This window comes from Brachyspira hampsonii 30446 (assembly GCF_000316195.1).
In the GTDB taxonomy this organism is placed as follows: Bacteria; Spirochaetota; Brachyspiria; order Brachyspirales; family Brachyspiraceae; genus Brachyspira; species Brachyspira hampsonii_C.
The window spans coordinates 1-10723 of sequence record NZ_JH994109.1 but is presented as its reverse complement, the minus strand read 5'-3'; the positions used below and the strand labels follow the sequence as shown (position 1 = coordinate 10723).

Below are 10723 nucleotides of genomic sequence, written 5' to 3'. Positions count from 1 at the left end.
ATAAACTGTTTTTATTGATCTTATTTGCTGACTGCAGAAATACTCATCTCCGTATTCATATTCTACTTCGTTAAGGTTTTCCAGTATCCGCCATTCATTTCTAGTAAGAACACCATTATTTAATTTTATTTGATTCGCCTGCTGCCTTGTAAGAGTATCGCCTCTCAAAAGTCCGTCCAAATTAAACTCTATATTATATTTTTTCTTTCTAAATTATTTAATAAATAGCCATTTAATGCTTTTTCTATACGAACGCACCACGGTCTTATTCTGTGCGTTACAAACTCTATACTTTGATGTTCTATATTATTATTTGTACTTCTGCTTAAATCTCCTATAAGATGAGGAGGGACACGGAAAACCCTACATATCTCCTCTACCGAAAATCTTCTGCTTTCTAAAAACTGTGCATCTGACAAGTTCATTGTGATAGGATCTATTTGCATTCCTTCTTCAAGGACAACGATACCTTTTTCCCAAGCCTCTCTGAAACTTTCTTTAAGATTAATTTTAGCTTCTTTACTTAATTTTTCTGGGTGTGAAATTATTATAGAAAAATCTAACGCCAAAGGCGGACTTCGTCAAAATAATGATTATCCTTTTTATTTTGATGATAATGAAGCTAAACGTCCTATTACTTTTATTCAATCTTTAGTACATACAAAAGGAGAATGGGCAAATCATAATATTATACTAGAGCCTTGGGAACAGTTTATAATAGAAAGTATATTCCTAAATAATAAAAGTAAAAAGCCGAGCATCTGATAAACTTAGTTTATCAGATTATAATAGCGAGGCTTTGAACATAGCAGTAATAAAAAACTACTTTTGCATCTGGAATTGGTAATTATTGTTTTTTCTGCGATAGTCCTGCAGAGGCTGGTGTCGAAATATATTATATAGCTACTAAAAAAGATCAAGCAAAAATTGCATGGAGTGAAAGCGAAAGGCAAATAAGAAAAGCAAAAGCTCTTAATAAAGAAGCGATTACATATAAACAAACTTCTACAATTACAAAGAAAAAAGATACCGCCTCAAAATCAAAACCTTTAGTACAGGACAGCAATACTGAAGATGGATTAAATCCGCATTTAGTTATAGTGGATGAATACCATGCACATCCAGATAATGAATTATTAAATGTTCTTGAATCTGGTATGGGAGTGAGAGCCGCTTGTATTTATAATTACTACTGCTGGTTTTGATAAATCTTCGGTATGTTTTTCTGAATATGAATATGCAAATCAAGTATTACAAGGTTCATTAAATAATGATGAGTATTTTACTATAATATACGAGCCTGATAACATCAATGATATTTGGGTATTTATGTCCGAATATAAAGAAAAATTAAATAAATTAAATAAAGCGGAAAGCCGAGTGCCTGCCGATTTAAAAGAATCGGCAGGAGATTATGACGAGGCTGTACGCTTTAAACAAATAGAAGATGTTTCTAATCAGGAAGAATTAATAAATAAAATTATTTTCAAGCTAATCCTAATATAAATGTTTCTGTAAAAGACAGTTATCTAAAATCTATGCTTTTAGAAGGACTAGATAAACCTATTCAAATAACTGATATACTTACAAAAAACTCAGGCGAGTGAAGTTTGTATATATTCTGATAGATGGCTTAAATCTTATTCACATCAAAATATAAATATAAATGAATTAAAAGGCAGGAAAGCATGCATCGGTTTGGATTTAGCAACTACAATAGATATAGCAGCTTATGTTTTATGTTTTGATTCTATTGATAATGGTCCGTATATACTTCTGCCTCGCTTTTTTATGCCTAAAGAAAATATAAGGCAGCGTTCTAAAGAGGACAGAGTACCTTATGAATTATGGGCTTCGCAAGGTTTAATTACTTTAACTTACGCATATATAATAGATTTTGATGTTATAGAATCCTCAATACTAAATGATGCGAAAGATTTTGAAATTATAGAAATAGGCTATGACCCTTGGAAAGCTATTGAAATAGTAACACACTTAGAAAGTGAGGGCTTCAAAATGGAACAGGTTAGGCAATCTTTTGCAGTCGGCGGTTTATCTGAAGGAACTTCTTTATTTGAAAAAACTATCTTATGAACGTAAACTTTTACATGGTAATAACCCTGCTCTTAATTGGATGATAAGCTGCTGTGAAGTAAGAACAGATGGAAGAGATAATTATCTTCCTACTAAGCCTGACAGGAAAAGGTCATATAAAAGAATAGATGATGTTGTAGCCTCAATTATGGCTCTTCATAGAGTGATTAAAAATCATTTTGAAGATACTAAAAGTATTTATGAAACTGAAGGCGTTTTTACATTATAATAATATCACTAATTTTATCAGTACCCCCTAATAAAAAAGTTATCGCCATGCACAAAAGACTCCCCACTCGTTGCACCGAGTAAAAGCCTGCAGAGATTTTACCCACCCCCGCAAACTTATGGTCGAAGTGATTACTTTGGTCACTAAGGTTATAGAGCTTACCACGGCGATTATAACTTTAGTAATAGTTATAAAAAAGATTAAATAATCTTAATTATAACTGACCAAAGGCGGGGATTCGTCCCCGTCACTTCACATAAGTATATTATATAAAAAAAAATAAAGGTGTCAAGTATGAACCTTCAAATTATTAATACAATTTTAAGTATAATAACAATTATATGTTTGGTAATTATTATAGTAAAATTAAATAATAGGAATAAATAATGGAAGTAAAAAAGAAAGATAATAGAGGTGGAGCTAGACCAAATACAGGCGGTGCTCGTGAAGGTGCTGGCAGAAAAAAGAAAGATGATAAGGATAAAAAGCCAAGCTATAGAGTATCTTTGAGATTAAATGAAGAAGAAAATAATATATTTGAAGAAAATTCAAAAAACGAAAGTTTAAGTATTGGACAATATATTAGAAAAAATGCTTTAATGTATTTACTATATAATAGGGATAAACAAATGATAAATAGAAAAAACATTTTAGATTTAAAAAATGATTTAGAAAAATTTTATACTATATTACATGCTCTCAAAGGAGCAGTTATAAGAAATGAAATAGCAAGAATACCAGAAATAAAAATGAATATGATAAATAGTGAGTTGATGAATTCTAGATACGATTTTAATGATATCAATAATATAGATATAAATCAAAAAAGAAATTTTGATATGTATTTGAGCTATTTCAAAAAGTTAATATTAGATATACATTATGAAAGTGATTTATATAAGATGAAAGATTACTTTGGTCAAATATTAATTATTAAAATATTTGATAATGTATGTGACATATTGGATAATATTTTATGTGTTAATAATGATGGAGATAATAATGAGCAATAAAAATTTAGCCCCAGATAATATAAATAATATTGATGATTTATTTGAATATTTATACGGAGTTAGACCAAGAAAAAAAGGTGTTTCAGCAGAATTATTTTATTATGTAATTAAAAAAATTTTAAATGTATCTCAAGACGTAAAATATTATTGGGATGAAAAAATATCATTATATAATAATAATAATATACAAATGGATGTAGTTGCTAAAATAAATGATAGATATAAAGAAATATCAGATATTAAGGATTGGAATAAAAATATTAATAGACCTGAAATACAAAAAATAGAAAGTACAGCTATTCATTTAGAAGATGTCTTTAATTTAGATAATTTAGAAGTTAATTTAATTAGTACAAAAGGATTTTCATTAGGAGCAAAAGAATGGGCAGATAAATCTAAAACAAAATCTAAAATAAAACTCTCTATTATGAGACTAACAGAAGATATTGATATAAAAGATAAAATAGTTGCATTTAATTTTTCATTATTTGTAGGTGATAGGATTAATGATATAAAGTTTATTTTTTCATATGATGATTATGAATACAATAACATTTACTTAAAAGATAATAATCTCAATCTACCAGATTTTGATTTAACAAAAGTAAAACTATTAACATCAAACGACACTTTATTTAATTTAATTAATAATAAATATGATATTTTTCTACCTAAACAAGATTGTATTGAAATAGAAAAATCAGAAAATGAAATAATATATTCAATAACAAAAGAAGAGCCAATAATAATTGAGTATGATAATTTTAAATTTCACGCTTCTGGAATTAAATTCAAAAGAAAAGATCGTTTAGTACATAATGAAATAATATCTAAAGGAAAATGTTTTATATCATTGTGTGATGAAAATAATAAATTAATTGAGTTATTTTTTGAAGAAGATTTAATAAAATACAAAAGTGAAGTTTTGAGTAAATTAAATATTAATAATTAGGATAATAATATGGGAATTAACAAAACATTATATATATGTGATATAAAATCTAATTCTAAAGAAATAAAATTAACAAAATATGATAATTTATTTTTTGATCTATATGAAACTTTGACTAATAAAAAGAAGATAGTTAGAGACAGATTATTAGAACTTCATTCATCCAAAGAAGAAATCGAAAAAGAAACTATAAATTATTTTGAATTATCAAAAGATGGTAAATACTTATTTGGTTCTGTTATTAATATAGGAATTGGTTCTGCAAAAAATATTCTAATAAAAGAACTTGATAAAGAAATGTTTAGTATTGAAGATATATTAAAACAAGATTTAAAAGATATTGCTGGATTCGAAAAAAATTCATATTATTTTTGTTTAGATCAATATAATAAAATTGTTTTTACTAATAATGGTAATAACAGAAGTTTAAAATCTTTCCAAAATTATATTAACAATTTATTAGATGTAACAAATGAATATACAATAAATTCGAGAATTACAAATATAAATGAAATATTAGATAATACATTATTAGATGAATTTAAAGATATAACATTTAGTAGTAAAACAATTACAAATCAAGATTCAGAAATAAATAAAGTAATAAAAGATGTGAATAAATCAGCATTAGATAATTTAATAGTTATAGATGGTATAGACAAAAAAGAATTAGGATAATTAATAGATATAAAAATAGTATTAAAATTTAAAAGAAATAAAAAAGATATTTTAAATAAAAATATCAAGTTTTTAGATTTAGATAATGTTAGGTTAAATTTAAAAAATAAGAAACAAATAGATGCTAATACATTATTAGAACAAAAAAGTGTTACTATACAATCACTAAAAACACATAAAAATTTACTTAATGAAGTAGATTTAATGAATGAAATGATCAATTATTTGAAAGAAAGTGAAAAATAAAAATATGAATATAATAAGAATACTTATATCTCACATAATTTTTTTTATAATTAGTTATATCTCAATATTAATATTATCTATATTCAATATTATAAATATATATGATATTGATAAAGTCAATGATATTATATTTACTTCTATTGGTATAATCTTTTCTATAGGTTTTACAATTATATTAAGTTTTAATTTGGAAAATATTAATAATGAAGATGGTTTTAAAATAGTTAAAGATAATCTATATAAAATATCATTTTTTAGTTTGATTTTATTTACATTGTCATTAGTAGTATTTATATTATCAAAAATATTAATTATAAAAAGTCATGAAAACATAAAATATATTAATTCTATTTTCTTATCTTTATTATTTATATTTTTATCAAGTTTATCATATAATTATAAAAGATTATTTGATATGAAATTAAATATAATAGAACAGTTTTATAAAGAAAAAAAAGAATTATATATAAAAACAAAAACTGATGAAATTATAGAAAAAAATAAAAAATAAGCAAAATATATAAATTTATTCTTACTATAAATTAATTATTGAATATGATTTTAAATTAAATAAAGTATTACGATAACATAAATTATCGCAACTATAAAATATTATTCTACCTCCAAACTTTTTAAGTATATTCCTGTTATAGCTATACTGCTATGATTTAACGCCTGTCTAATGAGTTCTATATCTTTAGTTTGTTTGTATAAAGTAACAGCAAAATAATGCCTTATATCATGTATAGAGTAGGCAGCTTTTATTTTACCTTGATTATACAAACGCTTTGAACTCCTATAAAAAATATTTCTTATCACTTCAGAACTTTTGTTTTTAAAAGGACAATTAAAAGAAATATTATTTTGTTTTAATAACTTAATAACTTTATCTGTAACTTTCCAGCTTATTTCCTTGCCTTTTGAATATGAATAATATTTACACGAATGTGTCCCTGTGGGATTATTTCTTATTTCTAGTTTAGGTAAAGCCCCAACACGTACTCCGCATTCCATTATAAAAATGATGGCCACTTTTATAAGAGGATCTGCTATATCTTTAATTATTAATTCAATTTCTTTTTTAGTTGGGACTTCAAGTCTTTTTTTGTTCTTCACAGGCGGACGAGTTTTTGTACCTCTAAAAGGATTTTTCATAAATGGATATCTTCTCTCTAAAAAAGAAAATAAAGAGGAACAGGAAGAAACTAATGCACGTATACTTAAATTAGAAAGTTCACTTGAATTGACTTCCGTTATAAAATCATCAGCTTCTCTTGCTTTAATAAATAAAATATTTTTCTTATTCATTTCACCGCAGGTGCTCCTTCGGAGGCAGTATTCCTCTAGTTTATTAAGTCCGTTTCTATATTATCTTTTTGTGTGATTGCTTTTTTGTTTTTGAACATTGCTTAAAAAAGTTTTCTTTTTCTATTTCATAATCTATCTGTTTAATAAGCTGCTCTTCTTTCATATAGTCAAGTATATTTAAGTAGTTAGCTTGCTTAATTAGTCGACTGACCGCTGTTAGCGGAAGTTCCGCTTGTTTTTCTGTTATTATATTATTATTGTTTTGTGCTATTAATTTATTATTTTCTTTAGAAGCCATGTTTATACCTTTTTATTAAATTAAAGACAAAAGCCTTCATTTAATAAAAAGAATATAAACTTTTATAACTATGTATTATTAAAACGGTACCTCCTCACCGAGTAGGTGCCTATCGGCATCATCTTCCTGACTATTAGACTTGTTTCAAAACTAAATTTATAAATTTTTAATTTAATATTTTTAAATTATAGTTGGGGCTTTGCCCCAAACCCCACTTCTTTTGTTGGCACAAAGAAGCAAAAAGACTGCATATTTATATACTAAAAAATAATTTATAAAACATGTCAAACATTATTTTATAAATTATAAAATTACGAAATTTTCATATGTAATCTTGTCAAGTAGTTTTGAAACAAGTCTATTATTTTCTACTGCATTATTCACATCTTTTTTACCGAGTAGGTACCTTTCGGTATCAGCAAGCATCTGCATTGACTGCATAATTATTCTCACTTTAGATTTAGTAGTGTTTGTATTTTTATCCTGCCATCTTTCCTGCCTTAGTGTTCCGCCGCCTGTGGCGTCAAAACTTGCTTTCCTTTTATAAGATATTTACTTACTGTTTCTGCTAATTTTCCAAAAGCTACTATATCAAAATAATTTACTTCTGTAGTGTTTTTTGTACTTACATAATAATTGTTTGCTACACCGAAGGTGGGCAGTCGCCGAAAACTCAGCAATTTCCATTCCTCCTTGTGTATATTTTCGCTGCGGGTCAGCAGTGGCGAAGCCCGCCTGCGGCGAGCCTTCCTATTAATGTTACAATGTTATGATCTGACATAACAACTCCTAATTTAATTTTATTACTATATCACAAAGTAAAGCAGCAATATTTGATAAAAAGAAACAAAGTAAATAGAAAGCCTTAGCTATATCATTTTTTGATGTTATACTAATAAAAATACATATAACACTAAATATTCCAACACTTATAGAACCTATTTGATAAACCATCATTTTATAACCTTATTCAATATATTTTCTATTACCTGAATATAAAACCCTAAACTATGATGACACTCCAATCTTTCATTATTATATGAATTATTCATTTTCACTAATTAGCTCTCCTATATCTAATATCAAAGAGGTTATGTTATAATAGCAATATGGAGATTTTCCATCAAAACATATTTTGAATAATCCGTCATCTATATCTATATAACATACGCATAAATCACTATTGATTTTTAATCTGTTTATATAGAGTTGTTTAAGTCTGGATATTCCTCTGATATTTTATTTAATATCATTTCTAAAATAGCTAATTTAGTTTGAATATACTTGTTTCAAAACTAATTTTTTATAATTTTGTGGGGACTAGCCCTACAAAGTACACAGTCATGCACCGCTCTGCGTACTACATAACACCCCCACTTCTTTTTCCATCCGCTCTGCGTGCCGTAGGCAAGGTACCTTACTCGGTGGTGATCCATACGAAGTAGGCCTCGCTGTGCGTGCCTTTGGCAGGCGAGAAGCTATATCCTCGACAAGCTCGGATACGCTTCGCGAAAGACTGCATATTTATATACTAAAACCATATTTTATACAACATATAAAACATTGTTTTTATAATTGATAAATTATAAAAATTTAATATACAATTTTGTCAAGTAGTTTTGAAACAAGTCTAATGTAATGCTTACATAATTCATATAAATACATTTTTTATCTCCTTATTTATAATTTGTAAAATCAATAACTAAATCTGTTTTTATATTATTATTATTTTTATCTATGATTTTATCACGAAGTTCGGTATATCCTCTATCAATAGTATCTACGCAATCTGAAGATAAAATAAAGAATTTGTATTTTTTATCATCTTCAATAATTAAATTATATTTGTTTATTGATAATGCATTAATATCAGCTTTATATATGTGCATAGGTTTTTCAATAAAAAATAAACTATTATCAGTTATTATAGTTAGCATACATATTTTCCTCTTTTAATAAAATCTTATAAAAATAATCAAAATAATATTTTGACTATTTAAGCAGTTATTAATTCTTTATACTTCTGCATTTCTAGTTCTATAATATTTAAATTCTTTAATCTGCTTGTAAGCCTGCCTTGATTTCCTCAATATTATCTTTTCTTGTTTTAATATTTAAACTGTTCATTAAACCTATATAGCTTTTATTTGATGTTAGTATCACTGTTTTTTCTAATTCTCTGATTTTATCAAATAATTTATAATAGCCTTCAGCAGCATAATGGAAACCTACACTGTCAATGTCGTCTATCATAATAATATCTGCAAATTTCATATTATCTATTTTGGCATCTATACTTGATTTCAAATCTCTATCCTGTGCATTTTTATTAAATAAGTTTTTATGCATATCTTCAAAAATAGATGCCTTCATATACAATGCTTTAATGTTATTAATAGCATATATCTGATGAATATCTTTTATTCAATGATAATTTTAAAAAATTAAACTTTACTATAGATAAGGCTTCATCAAAATTATCATGCACACATTTTTTGAATATATCGATTAAAAACTTTGTATACGAAATATGATATTTATATCTTACTTGAAATCCTAATAATTCTTTATGAAGCTCATTATATTTTTCTAAAAACTCTTCCTGCTTTTTATCCTATTCTTTTTCCTCAGGAGTTTTTTCTTCTTCGCTTTTTTCTTTTTCCTCTTTGATTAATTTCGGAGGCTGCAGAGTTTCAGTGCTTACATCATCATTAAACAAACTAGGCTCATCGTATTTCTGCTCTACAGGAGCATCCATGTTTCGTATTGCTCTGTCTTCTTCTACTAGCATCTCTATAGCTTTTTTTAATCCAGAGAAATTATATACTGTTCCCGTTCCTGCAAATCTGTCGCCTATGTAAACATTTCTGCTTGAAAAAGTTAAATATCCTTTTGCATATAAGCTCTGTATTTGTCTGTAATAATATCTTTCTGCAGGATTGATTTCTTTATCTCTTATTTCTTTTTCTTCTCTCCAGCTCAAACTCATTACAGCAATAATAAACTCAAACTCGCTTGCTGTGAGTCCTAGTCTTTTTCTGTAATAAATTAATGTATTCGGTATTGATGTAAAACCTCTGTCAAGCATAGCATCGCCGTACGTTGCTATTAATTATTCGCTTTTTATTTCTCTTTCAGTCTGCATTCTCTTTCGCCTCTTCAAATAATTTTTTTGCTAGTTTATATAAATTATCAAGATGATTTGTATTGTTATTTTTATCAAGCTCCATAGCCATTTCTACGCCAACGGCGCACTGTCGTGTAGTTTTTATTTTTCTGTTTTTTGCCAATTTTTTAAGATTAATCTTTTTTATTCTTGCATATTCTGCATATAGAATCTCATATCTTAATCCTATTAATTTATTATTTCCAAAGCTCACTTTATAAATATGCTCATAAAGTTTTTTTCTGATGTTGTTATCAGATATCTGCTCTTCATTAAAGTTTGATAAATCTTTTTTATTAAATATTTTTTTTATAATATTTTTGAAAAATGCTTTAACTCCTTTTTCCTGAACTATCATTTTGAACTTCTCCCCATAACTATATTTTTAAAAAATATACCTCCTTCTGCAGTAACAAAAATTATTACATCAAAGAACGATGCTGAAGATTTTGCAAAGTATAAATTTCTACTGCCACCAAATGCGTACCTTTGGTAATTATTTTTGATATTTTTTAGCAGGAATGCTAATAGATAAAATAGACTCTGTTTTTTATTATAAAAGCTGTAACCAAACTTTTTATTTATGATTTTCGATATTTTGAGAAATTGATTTTGTTTTAAATCTAGTATGCGATTAACACATACTAGATTTTTTATGATGTCGTTTTTTATTTTGAAAGAAAATTTTGAAACTCGTACCGCTTTCAATAATCTTTGAAAAGCAGTTAAAATAATCATT

9 protein-coding genes and 5 pseudogenes are annotated in these 10723 nt (G+C 26.4%); 5 read left to right on the top strand and 9 right to left on the bottom strand.

Going from position 1 to position 10723, the window contains the following annotated elements:
• Positions 1–548: pseudogene (locus A966_RS00095) on the bottom strand (phage portal protein); the annotation flags it as partial.
• A gap of 270 nt (positions 549–818) precedes the next feature.
• On the opposite strand from A966_RS00095, the pseudogene A966_RS14010 reads away from it, so the two are divergent.
• The 5 genes and pseudogenes from A966_RS14010 to A966_RS00070 all read left to right on the top strand — a co-directional run.
• Positions 819–2323: pseudogene (locus A966_RS14010) on the top strand (terminase large subunit); the annotation flags it as partial.
• 386 nt (positions 2324–2709) lie between these two features.
• Positions 2710–3336, top strand: coding sequence for a hypothetical protein (locus tag A966_RS13635; protein ID WP_008721141.1), 627 nt, complete (start codon positions 2710–2712; stop codon positions 3334–3336).
• Positions 3326–4288 (top strand): hypothetical protein, encoded by a 963-nt coding sequence (locus A966_RS00080; RefSeq protein WP_008721139.1) that lies wholly within the window; start codon positions 3326–3328, stop codon positions 4286–4288. Before A966_RS13635 ends, A966_RS00080 begins: the two co-directional genes overlap by 11 nt.
• 9 nt (positions 4289–4297) lie before the next feature.
• Positions 4298–4966, top strand: a complete 669-nt coding sequence (locus A966_RS00075) for a hypothetical protein (protein ID WP_008721137.1) — start codon at positions 4298–4300, stop codon at positions 4964–4966.
• 250 nt (positions 4967–5216) lie between these two features.
• A complete protein-coding gene (locus A966_RS00070; protein ID WP_008721135.1) occupies positions 5217–5723 on the top strand; it encodes a hypothetical protein in 507 nt (168 codons plus the stop codon).
• Positions 5724–5824: 101 nt separating this feature from the next.
• Here the strand turns inward: A966_RS00070 and A966_RS00065 are convergent.
• The 8 genes and pseudogenes from A966_RS00065 to A966_RS13625 all read right to left on the bottom strand — a co-directional run.
• Positions 5825–6818 (bottom strand): annotated as a pseudogene (locus tag A966_RS00065) (tyrosine-type recombinase/integrase).
• Positions 6819–7121: 303 nt separating this feature from the next.
• Positions 7122–7599, bottom strand: a pseudogene (locus A966_RS00060) (single-stranded DNA-binding protein).
• Positions 7600–7607: 8 nt separating this feature from the next.
• Entirely contained in the window at positions 7608–7775 is a 168-nt protein-coding gene (locus A966_RS00055) for a hypothetical protein (RefSeq protein ID WP_039955377.1), read from the bottom strand.
• Between the two features lie 719 nt (positions 7776–8494).
• Complete coding sequence (locus A966_RS00050) at positions 8495–8755, bottom strand: hypothetical protein (RefSeq protein WP_008721128.1); 261 nt, start codon at positions 8753–8755, stop codon at positions 8495–8497.
• Positions 8756–8814: 59 nt separating this feature from the next.
• Positions 8815–9242: pseudogene (locus A966_RS00045) on the bottom strand (ATP-binding protein); the annotation flags it as partial.
• A 190-nt stretch (positions 9243–9432) separates the two neighbouring features.
• Positions 9433–9906, bottom strand: a complete 474-nt coding sequence (locus tag A966_RS13630) for a hypothetical protein (protein WP_008721124.1) — start codon at positions 9904–9906, stop codon at positions 9433–9435.
• A gap of 46 nt (positions 9907–9952) precedes the next feature.
• A complete protein-coding gene (locus tag A966_RS00035) occupies positions 9953–10342 on the bottom strand; it encodes a hypothetical protein (RefSeq protein ID WP_008721122.1) in 390 nt (129 codons plus the stop codon).
• Positions 10339–10723: hypothetical protein (locus tag A966_RS13625; RefSeq protein WP_008721121.1), on the bottom strand; the 385-nt coding region annotated here is incomplete at its 5' end. The genes A966_RS13625 and A966_RS00035, both read right to left, overlap by 4 nt.

What these genes read in the sequence shown, in the direction of transcription:
- A966_RS00050 (WP_008721128.1), bottom strand. Translation starts at nt 8,755, where the DNA reads ATGCTAACTATAATAACTGATAATAGTTTATTTTTTATTGAAAAACCT.
- A966_RS13635 (WP_008721141.1), top strand. Translation starts at nt 2,710, where the DNA reads ATGGAAGTAAAAAAGAAAGATAATAGAGGTGGAGCTAGACCAAATACA.
- A966_RS00070 (WP_008721135.1), top strand. Translation starts at nt 5,217, where the DNA reads ATGAATATAATAAGAATACTTATATCTCACATAATTTTTTTTATAATT.
- A966_RS00075 (WP_008721137.1), top strand. Translation starts at nt 4,298, where the DNA reads ATGGGAATTAACAAAACATTATATATATGTGATATAAAATCTAATTCT.
- A966_RS00080 (WP_008721139.1), top strand. Translation starts at nt 3,326, where the DNA reads ATGAGCAATAAAAATTTAGCCCCAGATAATATAAATAATATTGATGAT.
- A966_RS00055 (WP_039955377.1), bottom strand. Translation starts at nt 7,775, where the DNA reads ATGATGGTTTATCAAATAGGTTCTATAAGTGTTGGAATATTTAGTGTT.
- A966_RS13630 (WP_008721124.1), bottom strand. Translation starts at nt 9,906, where the DNA reads ATGCTTGACAGAGGTTTTACATCAATACCGAATACATTAATTTATTAC.
- A966_RS00035 (WP_008721122.1), bottom strand. Translation starts at nt 10,342, where the DNA reads ATGATAGTTCAGGAAAAAGGAGTTAAAGCATTTTTCAAAAATATTATA.